General features: G+C 59.4%; 14 protein-coding genes. 6 read left to right on the forward strand and 8 right to left on the reverse strand.

Features of this window, described 5'->3' with window-relative positions; translation table 11 throughout:
* The first annotated feature begins 6 nt into the window (after positions 1–6).
* The gene (locus IB254_RS02555; protein WP_192416271.1) at positions 7–594 is read left to right on the forward strand and encodes a DinB family protein; all 588 of its coding nucleotides are present in this window, start codon (positions 7–9) and stop codon (positions 592–594) included.
* 93 nt (positions 595–687) lie between these two features.
* Positions 688–1,179, forward strand: a complete 492-nt coding sequence (locus IB254_RS02560; RefSeq protein ID WP_192416272.1) for a GNAT family N-acetyltransferase — start codon at positions 688–690, stop codon at positions 1,177–1,179.
* Between the two features lie 109 nt (positions 1,180–1,288).
* On the opposite strand, the gene IB254_RS02565 is transcribed toward IB254_RS02560, so the two are convergent.
* The 4 genes from IB254_RS02565 to IB254_RS02580 all read right to left on the reverse strand — a co-directional run bounded on the left by IB254_RS02565 (position 1,289) and on the right by IB254_RS02580 (position 6,175).
* Complete coding sequence (locus IB254_RS02565) at positions 1,289–1,489, reverse strand: hypothetical protein (RefSeq protein ID WP_192416273.1); 201 nt, start codon at positions 1,487–1,489, stop codon at positions 1,289–1,291.
* A gap of 98 nt (positions 1,490–1,587) precedes the next feature.
* Positions 1,588–3,822, reverse strand: coding sequence for a TonB-dependent siderophore receptor (locus tag IB254_RS02570; RefSeq protein WP_192416274.1), 2,235 nt, complete (start codon positions 3,820–3,822; stop codon positions 1,588–1,590).
* A gap of 227 nt (positions 3,823–4,049) precedes the next feature.
* On the reverse strand, positions 4,050–5,792 hold the full coding sequence (locus tag IB254_RS02575) for a phosphoethanolamine transferase CptA (RefSeq protein ID WP_192416275.1): 1,743 nt from the start codon (positions 5,790–5,792) through the stop codon (positions 4,050–4,052).
* A 200-nt stretch (positions 5,793–5,992) separates the two neighbouring features.
* Positions 5,993–6,175 (reverse strand): DUF6026 family protein, encoded by a 183-nt coding sequence (locus tag IB254_RS02580; protein ID WP_008029917.1) that lies wholly within the window; start codon positions 6,173–6,175, stop codon positions 5,993–5,995.
* Between the two features lie 272 nt (positions 6,176–6,447).
* Here IB254_RS02580 and gnd point away from each other — a divergent pair, with 272 nt between their 5' ends.
* From gnd to IB254_RS02595, 3 genes are read left to right on the forward strand one after another with little or no spacing between them, the layout of a single operon-like run.
* Positions 6,448–7,428, forward strand: a complete 981-nt coding sequence (gene gnd / locus IB254_RS02585) for a phosphogluconate dehydrogenase (NAD(+)-dependent, decarboxylating) (protein WP_192416276.1) — start codon at positions 6,448–6,450, stop codon at positions 7,426–7,428.
* A complete protein-coding gene (gene zwf, locus IB254_RS02590; protein ID WP_192416277.1) occupies positions 7,425–8,948 on the forward strand; it encodes a glucose-6-phosphate dehydrogenase in 1,524 nt (507 codons plus the stop codon). The genes gnd and zwf overlap by 4 nt, the downstream gene beginning before the upstream one ends.
* On the forward strand, positions 8,945–9,769 hold the full coding sequence (locus IB254_RS02595) for an HAD family hydrolase (protein WP_192416278.1): 825 nt from the start codon (positions 8,945–8,947) through the stop codon (positions 9,767–9,769). Before zwf ends, IB254_RS02595 begins: the two co-directional genes overlap by 4 nt.
* A 113-nt stretch (positions 9,770–9,882) precedes the next feature.
* Here the strand turns inward: IB254_RS02595 and nhaB are convergent, their stop codons facing one another.
* The 3 genes from nhaB to IB254_RS02610 form a co-directional block, all read right to left on the reverse strand.
* A complete protein-coding gene (nhaB, locus tag IB254_RS02600) occupies positions 9,883–11,385 on the reverse strand; it encodes a sodium/proton antiporter NhaB (RefSeq protein WP_192416279.1) in 1,503 nt (500 codons plus the stop codon).
* 78 nt (positions 11,386–11,463) lie between these two features.
* The gene (locus IB254_RS02605; protein WP_192416280.1) at positions 11,464–12,753 is read right to left on the reverse strand and encodes a hypothetical protein; all 1,290 of its coding nucleotides are present in this window, start codon (positions 12,751–12,753) and stop codon (positions 11,464–11,466) included.
* 282 nt (positions 12,754–13,035) lie between these two features.
* Positions 13,036–13,299, reverse strand: coding sequence for a hypothetical protein (locus IB254_RS02610; RefSeq protein WP_192416281.1), 264 nt, complete (start codon positions 13,297–13,299; stop codon positions 13,036–13,038).
* Positions 13,300–13,642: 343 nt separating this feature from the next.
* Here IB254_RS02610 and IB254_RS02615 point away from each other — a divergent pair, with 343 nt between their 5' ends.
* A complete protein-coding gene (locus IB254_RS02615; protein ID WP_192416282.1) occupies positions 13,643–14,968 on the forward strand; it encodes a sigma-54 dependent transcriptional regulator in 1,326 nt (441 codons plus the stop codon).
* A 69-nt stretch (positions 14,969–15,037) separates the two neighbouring features.
* Here the strand turns inward: IB254_RS02615 and IB254_RS02620 are convergent, their stop codons facing one another.
* Positions 15,038–16,318: a hypothetical protein gene (locus IB254_RS02620; protein ID WP_192416283.1), complete on the reverse strand. Its 1,281-nt coding sequence runs from the start codon at positions 16,316–16,318 to the stop codon at positions 15,038–15,040.
* Positions 16,319–16,352: the final 34 nt, after the last annotated feature.

Consider the following 16,352-nt stretch of genomic DNA (forward strand, 5'->3'; position numbering starts at 1 on the left):
GCGAACATGAATCAGCCCTTGTCCCACCATTTGCTGACCATGGCTTATCAGAACGCCTGGGCCAATCATCGACTGGCCAAGGCCTGGAGCCAGTTGAGCGCACAGGAGCTGGCGGCGCCGCGTGTCAGTTTCTTCCCCAGCCTGCGTGCGACCCTCAACCACATCCTGACCTGCGACTGGTTTTACATGGATGCGCTGGAGCGGGAGTTGCGTGGCGATGTTCCGCATCCTGAATGCACGGTGTTCTTCAACAAAGACGAGCCGTTCACCGCTGCCGCTGACCTGCAGCGCGAACAGGCCCAGGTTGATCGCCGCTTGATCGCCTACTGCGAGCAGATGCGCGACGCCGATCTGGGCAAGATTGTGACAATCGCCCGAGACACGCCGCAATACGACAGTCGTTTGCGCCTGCTGTCTCATCTGTTCGAGCATCAGATCCATCATCGCGGGCAGGTACACGCCATGCTCAGCGGCACGCCGGTCGCGCCACCACAACTGGACGAGTTTTTCTGCGCCGGGGAGTCGGGCCTGAGGGCGGCGGATTTCGCCGAGCTGGGGTGGACCGAAGCATTGATCTGGGGCACCTCTGTTTAAAGATTGCGCGATGAACGGGACTCGCGATAGGGTCGCTGTGCCCTGCGGCGCGATCTGCGCGCCGGGGCAATTTCATGTGTAATCGAGGTGGAAATGGAATCCGCAGAAATTCTAGTGCTTCAGGCCAGTTACACCAATCCGGTGCATGCCGAGGCGATAGGTCAGGTGTTGAATCATTACGCCGAGGACCCGATGGGTATCGGTCATTCTTTGCCGGCCGAGGTGCTGGAGCACCTTCCGGGGGAGCTGGCCAAACGTCCCCATGCGTACAGCGTGCTGGCGTTCGTCGGGGGTGAGCCGGCAGGGCTGGTCAATTGCTTTGAAGGTTTTTCGACGTTTGCCTGTCGGCCATTGGTCAACGTGCATGACGTGGTGGTAGTGAAACAGTTTCGCGGATTGGGCCTGAGCCAGAAGATGCTGCAAAAGGTCGAGGAAATCGCCCGTCAGCGCGGCTGCTGCAAAATCACGCTGGAGGTGCTGGAAGGCAATGCCGTGGCGCAGAAGTCCTACGCCAAATTCGGCTTCAGCGCCGGCATGTTCGATCCGGAGCACGGCCGGATGCTGTTCTGGACCAAACCCCTTTAACCCTCTATGCACCGCGCACTGTAGGAGCCGGCTTGCTGGCGATGGCGTTTTTGAAATCGCCATCGCCAGCAAGCCGGCTCCTACAGGTCCGAGTTTCACATAACCCTGTTTAAGGCTTGTAGTGCTCGGTCACTTGCGCCGTTTGATCGTCCGGAACCCGGACCTCAGCGGTTTGCTGACTCTGATTCTCCTGTTGGCTGAGCCGCAGGCTTTCGTAGTAATAGCGCATGCGTTCTGCGCCACCTTCGGCAAATGCGCTGATCGAAACGAACGTCATCAGGCCGGCAACGATCAAGGGTGTACATTTCATGGTTCGCCTCCCAAAACGGATATCGGGTGCTTTTCATCCATGAAGCAATGTCGCGAGAACATTATCTGCCGATTTCGTCGATTGGGAATTAACTGCGCCTAGAGCTTCCAGTCCAGGCTCAGTGTCACCGTACGCGGATCACCCCAATACACACCGTTATAGAAACCGACGTTGTCGTAATACTTCTTGTCGAACAGGTTATCGACGTTGAGCGAGGCGGACAGGTGCGGGTCGAACTCGTAACGTGACATCAGGTTGACCACGGTGTATGCGCCTTGCCGGATGTTTGTGCGTTCAGTTATCACATTGCCAGCGGCGTTGCGTCCGACCGGGCGATTGGCGGCGCGGTAAACGTCACTTTGCCAGTTCACTGCACCGCCCACGGTCAGGGCCTGCCAGTCGCCAGGCAGGCGATACGAAGTGGACACCCGAAGCAGGTTCAGCGGCTGACTGGTATTGGTGCGTTTTTCTTCGCCATTGACCGAGTGGGTGTAGGTGTAGCCGGCGGTCATGTTCCAGTGCGGCATGACCTCGCCGGAGAGCTCGGCTTCGAAACCCTGAACCTTGTTGCCCTTACCGCTGGAGGTGTAGAACTCCTCGCCGGTAACCGGGTCCGGCGGCACCGAATCGTCGCGTTCGGCGACATTGTCCTGTTTGCTCCAGAACACGGCGGTGGCGAGGTTCAGTCGCTCCTCCAGCAGGCTGCCCTTGAGGCCAAGTTCATAGTTGCTGCCCACCACCGGTTCGAGGTATTTGCGGCTACTGTCGCGGTTGGTTTGTGGCTTGAAGATATCGGTGTAGCTGATGTAAGCCGTGTATTCGGGCGTCAAGTCGTACAGCAGCCCGGCGTATGGCGTCCATAGGTCGTTGTGTTGCTGGCGGGTAACTTCGGACTCGCTCAACTGCAGATTGTCGGTGTAACTGTTAGCCGTTTTCGATGCTTTCCAGCTGCCATAGCGGCTGCCGAGGACGGCGTGCAGATCGTCGGTCAACGTCAGGCGAGTGGCCAGGTAACCGGCCTTTTGGCGGGTGTTGTCGCTGGAGCCACGCAGGCTGGTGACGGTGTCGGGGAATTTGGGGATGCCGCCCATGTACTTCCAGTCGGGTACGTTTTCGTAGTCCTTCGGGCGGGCGCCATCGACGGTGTGTGGGCTTTCGTCGCTGCGTTCGGCTTCGCCATACCCGAGCATCATTTCGTGCTCACGCCCGAACAGGGAATAGGGTCCGGACACGTTGAAGTCGTAAGCCTTCATTTTTTGCGTGCCGATCATGTGGCTGACGTTGGCGATCATGCCGCTGCGATCCGCCTCGGGGAAGCCGCCACCGCCGTAGTAAATCTTGCCGTCGGTGTCGCTTTCGCGATGGGTGTAAGCCGCCTTGAGGTGCCAGCCCATCCCCAGTTGCTGATCCAGCGTGGCGAACGCGGTCTTGTCTTTCAGCGGCCAGGAACTCCAGGGGGTGGCCATGTTGGTGGAGCGGCCGAGGCCGGCTTTGCTGCCGTCCGCGTTCCAGTAGGGCACGGTCCCCCAGGAGGTGCCCTGTACCTGCTTGTCCTGATAGTCATAACCCACGGCGAGCAGCGTATCGTCGGTCAGATCGGCTTCGAGAATCCCGTAGCCGACTTCCCTTTGCAGCTGATACTTGTCGCGCACCGAATGACTGTCGCGATAGGCCAGCACGCTGCGCCCGCGCAAGCGTCCGTCGAACGCCAGCGGCCCGCCGACATCGACGTAACTGTAGTAATCGTCATAACTGCCGCCGCTGACACCGGTTTTGGCTTCCCACTGCGACGTCGGACGCTTGCGCACCATGTTGATGGTGGCCGAAGGGTCGCCTGCGCCCGTGGTCAGGCCGGTTGCCCCGCGCACGACTTCGATACGGTCATAGATGATGGTGTCGGAATCGGACTTCATGTAGTTGAAGGTGTTGAGCATCCCGTCGATCTGGAAATTGTTGATCGTGTAGCCGCGGGAGGAATAGACGACCCGGTCCGAGTCGTTGTGCTGAACCACCACGCCTGTGGTCTGGCGCATGGCGTCGGAGAGCGTGTCGAGTTTGAAGTCGTCCATTTGCTGGCGCGTGATCACGGACACCGATTGCGGCGTCTCTTTGATCGACAGGTTCAGGCGGGTGGCGGTGCTCATGGCGCCGGTGGTGTACGACCCGGTGTTTTCGGTGGTGCTGCCCAAGCCTTGGGCCGTGATGCTGGTGGCACCGAGTACCAGGGCGGAGGGTTGTTTGTCCGGGTCGGTTTCAGCCAGCAGGTCCGGGCTTAGTACGGCACTGCAAAACCCAAGGGTAAAGGTCATGGAACGGGTGATAGGCGCGAACATCGCGGCCGACTCCTTGTCGTCAATGAAAAAATTCCGTTTGTTCAAAGACGAAGGAGGGCGGGGGTATTTAGTTGTAAACGAGAATTATTATCTTCCATGGCAATTGTAGGAGCGAAGCTTGCTCCGGGCGGCGTTCCGACGAAGACGTCGGCTCAGCCAGCATAGATGTTGAATCTGCCGACCTCTTCGTCGGAACGCCGCCCGGAGCAAGCTTCGCTCCTACAGATCTACTGCTGAGCGACTGCCGGGGTCGGCTTCACCTTGGGTTTGATCAGGCTGAAATCGATCAGCGCTTTCTGCTCGCGCTCATAAGGATTGCCGATCAGCAGTGGGCGCGGCTTGAAACTGTCGCTGACCACGCTCTTGCTGCGATCCAGTTCATCGAAGCTCAGCCCCGCCAGATCGGCCCAGGTATGGATCAGGTGCGAGCTGCTGTACGGCCGCCCCAGATCACCGGCAAAGCTCCAGTCATGGCTTTCGCGCCATTTCGGCGAGGCCCAGGCCATGAATGGAATGGTGTACATCGGTGCCGTCGGCTTGGCCTCATTGCGACCCAGCGTGTTGTGACCGGCAGAGTCGAAAACGTCTTCGCCGTGGTCGGAGAGGTACAGCAGGAAGCCGTTAGGATCGGACTTGGCGTAATCCTTGATCAGGCTCGAAACCACGAAGTCGTTGTACAGCACCGCGTTGTCGTAGCTGTTGTAGGTCGGCAACTGATCGTCACGCACGCCAGCCGGAACGCCGTTGCGGTCCTTGAACTTGTCGAAGGTCGATGGGTAGCGGTACTGATAGCTCATGTGTGTGCCGAGCAAATGCACGACGATCAACTTGCGTGGCGCCGCGTCGGCCAAGGCCTTGTTGAACGGCTCGATCACGTCGCCATCGTACTGGGCGGCGTTCTGGTTGCGGTTGTTGTTCAGGTACACCTGCTCGTCGGCCTGCTCGGAGAAGGTCGTGAGCATGGTGTTGCGCTTGGTCATGGTTTGCTGGTTGGTGATCCAGAAAGTCTTGTAGCCTGCCTGTTTCATCATGCTGACCAGCGACGGCGTCGACAGGTACAGCTCCGGGTTTTCTTCGTCGGCGAACGTCAGGACCTGCTGCAATGCCTCGATGGTGTAAGGGCGTGGGGTGATGACGTTATTGAAGACCGCCAGTTGGTCCTTGAGCTTGTCCAGTTCCGGCGTGGTTTCACGCGGGTAACCGTAGAGACTCATGCGCTGACGGTTGGTGGATTCGCCGATCACCAACACCAGGGTGGCGGGCTGATTGGCCATCGAGTCCTTGAAATTGTGCAGCGGTGGAATCTTGCTCGCGCTGTCGAGCATGCCCTGCATGTCGGCCAGGGTGTCGAGGTAGCGGTGATAGGCCACGGCCATCTGCCACGGCACTGCCGGTTCGATGCGGGTTTCGAACTTCTCGAAACCACTGGCGAAACTGCCGGTGTGAACGGTCTGCTTGGCCAGCGGATAACCCACCACGGCCATCAGTATGGCGGTCGCCGCGACCAATGCGCGACCACGGGGCATGTACACCGGGCGCAAGCGGGTCCACAGGAAATAGGCAAACAGCGTGTGGGCGACAAATGCCGCCACCATCCACCAGGCAAAATACTGGGTCATGTACTCGCCGGCTTCAGAGATGTTCGACTCGAACATGATGAAGATGACGCTCTGGGAAAATTCCTGCTGATAGATGAAGAAGTAACCGAGACTGGCCATGGAACAGGCCCAGAGCACCACGCCGATCAGCGCCGCCAATACACGCGTCTTGCGGGGAAACAGCAGCATCGGCGCCAACCAGATGGCGCTCATGGTGAAGGCCTGGCGGAAACCGCTGAACCCGGAGGTGCCCGTCAATTGGATCAGCAGTTGGGTAATGCCGGAGAAATACCAGAAGAACAGAAACAGCCAGAGAAACCCTGCCCAATCAAACTTGTCCGCAGTCGAATTGCTGCGTTCATACAAAGCCATTGCGTGCTCCAGCCAGAAATCACTTCCACCGCCGGGACGGAAAGGTCGCCGACGAACAGGCGCCGCGCAGATACCGGGCGGCCATAAAGGACCGGAGTATCAACAAGGGCGTGTGAAAGTTTTGTGAGCTGCTGAGCGCGGGTAAATCGTGATGGCGTATCGGAAACAGCGATTGGCTGCTTCCGATTCAGGCGAGGGGATCAGGCGTGGGGAGCGCGCAAAGTGACAGGCATCGGCTGAGCCTGGATACCTTGCGTAAGCAGGCGCAATTGCTCGACTTCCTGTTTGAGCTGGTCGCGTTCGTCTTTCAACTGGCGCAATTCATCACGACGAATCGTGACGTAAAGGGTTTGTGCTGGCCGTGCTGCTTGTACTGTGCCCATTGCTCACCTCGCAAATGGCTTGCCTCAACTGTAAATCCGCCCCGACATCGGTGCTGATTTACTATCGGCGCTGATTTTGATTTCTTTTGCCCCGGAAGGGAACTTTTTTATTTTTCGTGGTCGTTGTGTCTTCGGCACGATTCCCGACGTTATCAATCAGGATCGGGCACAATGCCCGGAAACTTCATGCCAACGCTCTGGACTAACCCTCATTAGTCGCGTTGGGCTATAACCTTTGACACACATTTATTTGTAGTAGGGAGCATCAGCACATGCAACTCGGGATTATTGGACTGGGCCGCATGGGCGGCAATATTGCGCGGCGCCTGATGCTCAACGGGCATACCACCGTTGTTTACGACCGCAATACCGCCTTCGTCGACACCCTGGCCGCCGACGGCGCCAAGGGCGTCACCGACCTTCCAGCCCTGGTCGCCGGCCTGGCCAAACCACGAGCGGTCTGGGTCATGCTGCCGGCAGGCGCACCGACCGAAGACACCATCGACACCCTGAGTACCTTGCTCGAAGCCGGCGATACCATCATCGACGGCGGCAACACCTTCTATAAGGACGACATTCGCCGGGCAAAAAACCTCTCGGAAAAAGGCCTGCACTACATCGACGTCGGTACCTCCGGCGGCGTCTGGGGTCTGGAGCGTGGTTACTGCATGATGATCGGTGGCGAAGCCGAAGTGGTTAAACGCCTCGATCCACTGTTCGACAGCCTGGCGCCTGGCATGGGTGACATCCCGCGCACCAAGGACCGCAAGTCGGACGACGATCGCGCCGAACGCGGTTACATCCACGCCGGTCCCGCAGGTTCCGGCCATTTCGTGAAGATGATCCACAACGGCATCGAATACGGAATGATGCAGGCCTTCGCCGAAGGCTTCGACATCCTCAAGACCAAGGCCAGCACCAACCTGCCGGAAGACCAGCGCTTCAACCTGAACGTCGGCGACATCGCCGAAGTCTGGCGTCGTGGCAGCGTGGTCTCGTCGTGGCTGCTCGACCTGACCGCCGATGCCCTGGCTGCCGATCCGCAGCTCGATAATTTCTCCGGTTCCGTAGCGGACAGCGGTGAAGGTCAATGGACCATTGAAGCGGCCATGGAACAAGCGGTGCCGGTGCCGGTGCTGTCGAACTCGCTGTTCGCCCGCTATCGCTCGCGCGGCCAAGGCACCTTTGGCGACAAGATCCTCTCGGCCCAGCGCTTCGGCTTCGGCGGCCACGTGGAGACTGCGAAGAAATGACCCGTTTGATCCGCAATAAATCCAAGGCAGAACCCGCACCACCGACCACGCTGTTCCTGTTCGGTGCCCACGGTGACCTGGTCAAGCGCTTGCTGATGCCGGCGCTGTACAACCTGAGTCGCGACGGTCTGCTTGGCGATGGACTGCGGATCATCGGCGTTGATCACAACGCCATCACCGACGAAGCGTTTGCCCAGAAGCTCGAAGACTTCATTCGGGCCGAAGTGGCAAGCAAGGTCGGCAAGGGCGATCAAGCCCTTGACCCGGCGTTGTGGGCCAAACTGGCCAAGGGCATCAGCTACGTCCAGGGCGACTTCCTGGACGACAGCACGTATCAGGCGCTGGCGGCGAAAATCGCCGCCAGCGGCACCGGCAACGCGGTGTTCTACCTGGCCACCGCGCCTCGTTTCTTCAGCGAAGTGGTGCGTCGTCTCGGCGCTGCCGGTTTGCTGCAAGAGACGCCGCAAGCGTTCAGAAGGGTAGTCATCGAAAAACCGTTCGGCTCCGACCTGCTCACTGCCGAAGCCTTGAACGCATGCTTGCTCAAGGTCATGACGGAAAACCAGATCTACCGGATCGATCACTATCTGGGCAAGGAAACCGTGCAGAACATTCTGATCAGCCGGTTCTCCAACAGCCTGTTCGAAGCGTTCTGGAACAACCATTACATCGACCACGTACAGATCACCGCCGCGGAAACCGTCGGCGTGGAAACCCGTGGCAGTTTTTATGAACACACCGGCGCCCTGCGGGACATGGTGCCCAATCACCTGTTCCAGCTATTGGCGATGGTAGCCATGGAACCGCCGGCTGCCTTTGGCGCCGATGCGGTTCGCGGCGAGAAGGCCAAAGTAGTGGGGGCGATCCGTCCCTGGTCCACCGAAGAGGCACGGGCCAACTCGGTGCGCGGCCAATACGCCGCCGGCGAAGTCGACGGCAAGCCGTTGGCGGGTTATCGCCAGGAAACCAACGTAGCGCCCGATAGCACGACCGAAACCTATGTCGCGCTCAAAGTCATGATCGACAACTGGCGCTGGGTCGGCGTGCCGTTTTACCTGCGCACCGGCAAGCGCATGAGTGTGCGCGACACCGAGATTGTCATCTGCTTCAAACCGGCGCCTTACGCGCAGTTCCGCGATACCGAGGTCGATGAGCTGCAACCGACCTATCTGCGGATCCAGATTCAACCCAACGAAGGCATGTGGTTCGACCTGTTGGCCAAGCGCCCCGGCCCGGCGTTGAAAATGGCCAATATCGAACTGGGTTTTGCCTATAAGGATTTCTTCGAAATGCAGCCGTCCACCGGCTACGAAACCCTGATCTACGATTGCCTGACCGGCGATCAGACGCTGTTCCAGCGCGCCGACAACATCGAGAACGGCTGGCGTGCCGTGCAACCGTTCCTCGATGCCTGGCAGCAGGATGCGAGCGTGCAGACTTACGCGGCGGGCGAAGACGGGCCGGCGTCGGCAGAAGACCTGCTGACTCGCGATGGCCGCGTCTGGCATGGCCTCGGATGAGTGACGAACCGCAACAACCCATCCGCTTTTTGCTCAGTGACATGGACGGCACCTTGTTGCTGCCCGATCACAGCCTCAGTCAGCGCACCATCGAAGCGGTCCGTTCGTTGCGTGAGTCGGGCGTGCTGTTCAGCCTGGCCACCGGCCGGCCGCCGAAAGCCATGCTGCAGCAGATCGAAGCCTTGGGTGTCGATCTGCCGACGGCGGCGTTCAATGGCGGCACCATCGTAAACCCCGACGGCAGTTTGCTGGTCGCGCATTATTTGCCGGCAACCGCCGCGCTGACCACGTTGACGCAGTTTGCCGATCTGCCGGACATCGAGGTGTGGGTGTTCAGCGGCGGCGACTGGCTGGTGAAAGACTCGAATGGCCCCATGGTGCCACGGGAACAGCATGGCCTGGGGTATCCGCCGGTGGTGGTGGAGAGTTTCGAGCCCTATCTGGAGTACATCGACAAGATCGTCGCGGCGAGCAACAACACGCAGTTGTTGATTGAGCTGGAGGCGCAGTTGCTGCCCAGGGTCGAGGGCCAGGCGCAGGTGTCACGCTCGCAGCCGGTGTACCTCGACGTGACCGCGATGCAGGCAAACAAGGGGGACGCGCTGGCGACATTGGCGGAGTTCCTCGGTGTACCGCTCGGGCAGACCGCCGCCATGGGCGATGGCGGCAATGACCCGGCGATGTTTCATCGCGCCGGATTGTCGATTGCCATGGGTCAGGCGGAGGAGGCGGTGAAGCGTCAGGCCGACGTAGTGACCGGGGCCAATACCGAAGACGGCGCGGCGCAGGCGATCGAGCGGTACATCATCAACGCAGGTTAAACCGCGTCATCGTTCTTCGCGGGCAAGTCGGATCGCCGCACCGCTCGCTCCTACAGATTCACCGCTAGTTTGTAGGAGCGAGGCTTGCCCGCGAAGGCGTCAAACCTGCCGACTCAAAGCCAGAAACTCACGGCATACCACCCAAGAACACCCATCACAACGGTATACGGCAACGCCATCCACACCATCCGCCCGTACGACAGGCGAATCAGCGGGGCAATCGCCGACGTCAGCAGAAACAGAAACGCTGCCTGGCCATTCGGCGTCGCCACGCTCGGCAGGTTGGTGCCGGTGTTGATCGCAATCGCCAGTGTCTCGAAATGCTCACGGCTCATGTGGCCGGAGATGAACGCCTGTTTCACTTCGGTGATGTAAATGGTCGCGACGAACACATTGTCGCTGATCGCCGATAGCAAACCGTTGGCAATAAACAGCATGCCCGGTTGCTGGTTCGCCGGCAGTGCCAGCACCCACTGGATCAGCGGCGTGAACAACTGCTGGTCGTGAATCACCGCCACCACCGCGAAAAACACCACCAGCAGCGCCGTGAACGGCATGGCGTCCTTGAAGGCGTTGCCGATGCGGTGCTCGTCAGTGATGCCCGTGAATGCGGTAATCAGCACGATCACCATCAAGCCGATCAAACCGACTTCGGCAATATGGAACGCCAGGGCGGCAATCAATATCAGCGCCGCCAGCCCCTGAACGATCAGCGCAGCGCGTTGGTGTGAGGTGCGTTGGGCGTTGTCTTCGGCGGCGTAATTGGCCAGTACCGCGCGCACGTTGTCTGGCAGGAGCGTGCCGTAACCGAACCAGCGCATTTTCTCCAGCAGCACGCAGGTCACCAGGCCCGCCACCAGCACCGGCATGGAAACCGGGGCGACTTTCAGGAAGAACTCAGAGAAGTGCCAACCCATTTCGTGGCCGATCAGCAGGTTCTGCGGCTCGCCGACCAGCGTACAAACGCCACCCAGTGCAGTGCCCACGGCGCCGTGCATCAGCAAGCTGCGCAGGAAGGCGCGGAACTGCTCGAGGTCCCCGTGGTGCAGCGTTGGCAGCTGCTGGTCATCGTTGAATTCGCTGTCCTGGCGCGGATCGTTACCCGACGCGACACGGTGATACACCGAGTAAAACCCCACGGCGGCACTGATGATCACGGCGGTCACGGTCAAGGCATCGAGAAAAGCCGAGAGGAACGCCGAAAGAAAGCAGAACATCAATGCCAGCATGGCTTTAGAGCGAACGCCGAGCAGCAGGCGCGAAAACAGAAACAGCAGCAGGTCTTTCATGAAGTAGATGCCGGCCACCATGAACATCAGCAGCAGAATCACCGGGAAGTTGTGCAGCAGTTCGTCATACAGCGCCTGAGGCGTGGTCATCTTCAGCAACAGCGCTTCGACCAGCAGCAAGCCGCCCGGCATCAGGGGATAGCACTTGAGCGCCATGGCCAGGGTGAAGATGAATTCCAGCACCAGCAGCCAACCGGCCGCTACCGGACCTACGGTCCACAGCACCAGGGCGTTGAGAATCAGGAAACCGACAATACTGGCCTTGTACCAGCGAGGTGAGTGCCCGAGAAAATTATGCGCGAACGCCTGGGCCATTGAGCCGGACATCGGCTGCTCCTTGTATTAAGAAGCGCGCAACTTGCCGCAAGCGGTACGGAAGATCAAGCGCAGGAAAGTTCGGCAGGCCTATCCCAGATAGCGTGCGACGATTGCCCGGTAGTTGCCATCCAGCGAATAGCCGCCTACGACAATGTTGCCATCGTCCTGCACGGCCAGCGACGTTGCCGTATCCAGGCTGCGACCCAGGCGGGTACGGACCCAGCCGATGCCTTTGCCGAACAGCTCGTCGAGTTGTCCGTCAGGACGATGCCGGGCCAGGATGAAGTCGGCTTCGACACCACCGATGGTCGCGCCAACGGTCAGCACTCGCCCGTCTGCAAGGGCGTGGGCGGCGGTCCACTGGCAGCCACTGTGGCCGATTCCCAGCAAATGCGGCTGGCCACTGTTGCAATGGATGTCCGGGCGACCGTTGCTGTGTACTTTCAAGGCCATGCAATGCATCGGGTCGCGGCTGCTGCCAAAACAGTGCAGGTCGCCGTTGGTCTGCTGGACGACGTGGCTGACCTGAGCGTGACGCCCTTGTGCCAAGAAACTCATGAAGCCATCCACGGCGAAACGGTCATCCAGGCTGCCGTCGCTTAGATAACGCGCAAGCAGGCCTTCTTCAGGGAAGTTGATCGAGCCGCCCACCAGAATCCGTCCGTCGCGTTGCACCAGCAGGCTGCTGAGCCAGGTGTTCATCAGCAGGTGCCTGACCAGGACGAAGCCACGACCGTTGAAGGTGTTGTCCAGCGAACCGTCGGGGTTTAGTCGCACCAGCAGGCCGACGTGATCGGCCAGTTCAAAATGATGATTGGCCAGCAGGACCATCCGGCCGTCTTCCTGCACGCACACATCACAGGCTTCGGCGCCCGGTACGCCGGGGGGAAGCCAGGCATCCCGCACGCCCCGGGAAAGATCGCCCGGCAGGCGTACGACTCGGCGTCCGTTGTCGCCAAAGTCGGGGACCGGTTTGCCTTGCTGATCGAACAAGGCGAGGGCAGGCAGTGTCTGGTGCGCATTTTCATAGTGCAGGCCGGCCAACAGAATGCACCCGTCGGGCCGGATCAGCACTTTGCCACCCATGGCTTCGAAGCCGGGTTCGAACTGGCTGATGACACTGCCTTGTTTGCCGAACGCCAGATCCGCCGAGCCATCCGCAAGCAGGCGGGCCAGACCGAAGCGACTGCCGCCCGGGGTCCCGACCTTGGCCGCGACGAGCAGCCGGCCTTGTGAATCAATCGCGACGCCGGTGGCCATGCTCGACGTGCTGCCGGCGAAATACACCTGGGTTTTTCCGGCGCTGGCAAAGGTTTTGTCGAGCTCCCCGGCGGCGCTCAGCGTCGCAGGCAGGACCACAGCGGTCTGGGTTGACATGCACGCATCTCCTTGCGAGTCGTCTTGATCCAGGAGTTGGGGGGGGCGACTTATAGTAGAAACATTCAATCCCTGAATGATTGGTTGCACAACTGTAATAACTAACAGACGGAGGGTCGTTTTGTGCCAGAACAGTGTCTTTTCGACCCACTGACAAGCCTGCCAAGTATTTGGCCGCGTTCAGGTACAAATAAATGTTGCGCGTGTTGTCTGCTGGCAAGGCCGGCAAACTAACGATCATGGAGGAGGGTGCGGATTACCGATAAGTAATCCGCAAAAAGATTAGTGCGGCATCGACCACGACTGCAGCGTGTAACCTTCCTGGCTCAGCTCTTTACGGGCTTCTTCCAGAACATGTTCCAGTTGTGCCTGGTCGGTATAGGCACTGCTTGGGATCTGCTTGCGAATGCAGGTGTTGGTACGGTCGATGACGGTCAGGCTGAGTTCGCCGTTGCCGTCTTGTGGGGCCCAGGCCACGCATTGAAATGGCTGGAATGCGCGGTTGGCAATCAAAAGAGCTTCGTTGATACGGAGCGGGGCGGTCATGGGTTTTTCTCTCTGTATGCCCAATCAAGTGATGTGCCGTCGGTTGGGCTTACCGTTCGGCTGGTTACTTGTACTGATGCCCGCAACCGGTGGGTGGGTCACATACAATTAAAAGAATTTTCAACTTTCTTTCATCGGCTCAAGGTTTCGACGGCTTTTGAAAGCTGGCTGAAAGGTTCGAGTCGTTAGGTAACTAATAAAGTTGCTTCTTATAACTGCTTGCGCGCACTTCCTATAGTCAATCGATACAAGACAGTGTCAAATTCTTGCTAGTGTTACAGCCAGATCCGCCAAATGATTGTTTTTAATAAAATTTCATAAAATTTGGCGTCAAGGAACAGTCATGATCGAAGCGCCTGCGTTACGACGTCTGTTAGTAGTGGACCCTTGCGACGACTGTCATCGCCTGCTGCCAGGTCTGCGTTCTGTAGGTTGGGATGTTGATAGCTGTACGCTGGAAAATGCCGCTGACCGAACCTGCGACGTCGGCCTGTTGCGGCTCCAGCCTTTTCATCTGGAACACCCCGATGCGGTCAAGGAACTGATCAGCCGCAGTGGCACCGAATGGATCGCCGTGCTCAATCAGGAAGTCCTGCGGCTGCAAAACGTCGGGGACTTCGTCTGCGAATGGTTTTTCGATTTCCACACCTTGCCGTTCGATGTCTCCCGGGTTCAGGTGACGCTGGGTCGGGCGTTCGGTATGGCGCGTTTGCGTGGTCAAGGCACGGTTCACATCGATCAGCCGGAACACGAGCTGCTTGGTGACAGCAAACCGATTCGCGAACTGCGCAAACTGCTGAGCAAACTGGCGCCAACCGAATCTCCGGTGTTGATTCGCGGCGAGAGCGGGACCGGTAAAGAACTGGTCGCCCGCACGCTCCATCGGCAATCCCAGCGCCACAGCAAACCCTTTGTCGCGATCAATTGCGGCGCAATTCCCGAACACCTGATCCAGTCCGAATTGTTCGGCCACGAGAAAGGTGCCTTTACCGGCGCCCATCAGCGCAAGGTCGGGCGGATCGAAGCGGCCAATGGCGGCACTCTGTTTCTCGATGAGATCGGTGACTTGCCGCTGGAGCTACAAGCCAACCTGCTGCGTTTTCTCCAGGAAAAACACATCGAACGCGTGGGCGGCAGCCAGCCGATTCCGGTCGATGTGCGGGTGTTGGCGGCGACCCACGTCGACCTTGAAGCGGCCATCGAGAAGAAACGCTTCCGCGAGGATTTGTATTACCGCCTCAACGTGCTGCAAGTGGCCACCGCACCGCTGCGTGAGCGGCATGGCGACCTGTCGATGCTGGCCAACCATTTTTCCCATTTCTACAGTCATGAAACCGGCCGCCGTCCGCGCAGTTTCAGCGAGGACGCACTGATCGCCATGGGCAAGCACGACTGGCCGGGCAACGTGCGGGAGCTGGCCAACCGTGTACGTCGCGGGCTGGTTCTGGCGGAAGGGCGGCAGATCGAGGCGCGAGACCTCGGGCTGATCAGTCAGCACACAATCGCCGCACCGATGGGCACCCTCGAAGACTACAAGACTCGCGCCGAACGCCAAGCGTTGTGCGATGTATTGAACCGTCACAGCGACAACCTGAGTGTCGCCGCCCGAGTGCTGGGCGTGTCGCGGCCAACCTTCTACCGGCTGCTGCACAAACACCAGATCCGTTAGGGCGGGGCTAAACGAAAAGGCCCGCTGCGATGAACCTCGCAGCGGGCCTTTTTCATTCAGGTGTAGCGGTTAGAAGTAGTACGGGAATTTCAGGCTGAAGGAAAAGTCTGGCGCGTCGTCGGTCAGGCCGATGGCCAGGTTGGGGACGATCGTCAGGTTGTCGGTGGCTGCCAGGGTCATGCCAATGTTGAAGTTGGCCGCGTTGTAATCGCTGTTGGAAATTGATTGCCAATCGCCGCCGTCGGGCTTGATCTTGCTCTTGCGGGCGAACTGATCGGTGAACGAGAACGACATACTCATCTTCTCGTTCAAGGCGAATGCAATGCCGGCGCCGACTTGCCAGGAATCGCCCAGTTTCACGTCCCCTTTCACCTTGGAGCCGACCTGAGGGCTGATGTCGCTGAAAGAGTCCTCCATGTTGTAGGTGTAGGCCAGGGTGCCGAACAGCACGGCCGGGTCGAAGGTCTTGACCAGCGAGATACCAGGGGTGATCGACCAGACACCATTGCCGGTAGGCAAGTCCTCGGGGACCGCGAGGTTGTCGTTGTTCGGGTCTTCGACCAGTTTGATGCCGTAAGGGTCCTTGCCGGTCGGTGCCTTGACGCGCAGTGTAAAGACCGCGTCTGGCAGACTGACCGACTCATCCAGAAACTTGTAAGCAACGCCAACGTTCACATCACCGATGGTCGGGTCGCGGGTGACGGTTGCGTCCGACGTCACGGGGCCAGCGCCACCGGCGCCACCGGAGGAATACGTCGACTCGCGATACACCACGGGGACGTTAATGTCGAACTGCCAGCGTTGCGCCACGTTGTAGCGGGCGGTCAGGTCCAGTGTCCAGTTGTCGGCCTTGATGCGGTCGAGGTTGATGTTGCCGAGGAAAATCGAGTCCAGTGCCAGAAAACCATTGAGCGTCAGCGCGCGTGTATCGAAGTGCGTGTAGGTGAGGCCGGTTTCGACACTGAACTTGCCGCCGCCGAAGAACCCGCTGGCTTCGTCATACAGGTTGGACACGCTTTGCGCAGGCTCGGCATCTTCTTTGAGCGATTGGCCGTATGAACTGCCCGTGGTGCCCGGCGCACCGGAGGCCACCGTCTGGCCACCCCTAGTCGGCTCGGCAGGGGATTTGGTCAGGCGTTTGGGGGCCGGTGTCGCAGGTGCTTCTTCTACTTGGCGAACGCGCTGTTCAAGTACCATCAGCGCGTTCTGTTGTGCTTCGTAACGCTGTTTCAACTCCATGAGTTCTTGTTTTAATGCTTCGACCTGGGGGTCCGGTGCTGCGTACAGCAATGTGGCCGGGGCCAGGCTACTCAAACAAACGATAGCTCTGAGCGTTATGGATCGGTGCATGGGTTAGCCGTCCCTTCTGACTGCATCTGATGAG

The organism is Pseudomonas sp. PDM03 (assembly GCF_014852385.1).
GTDB lineage: Bacteria > Pseudomonadota > Gammaproteobacteria > Pseudomonadales > Pseudomonadaceae > Aquipseudomonas > Aquipseudomonas migulae.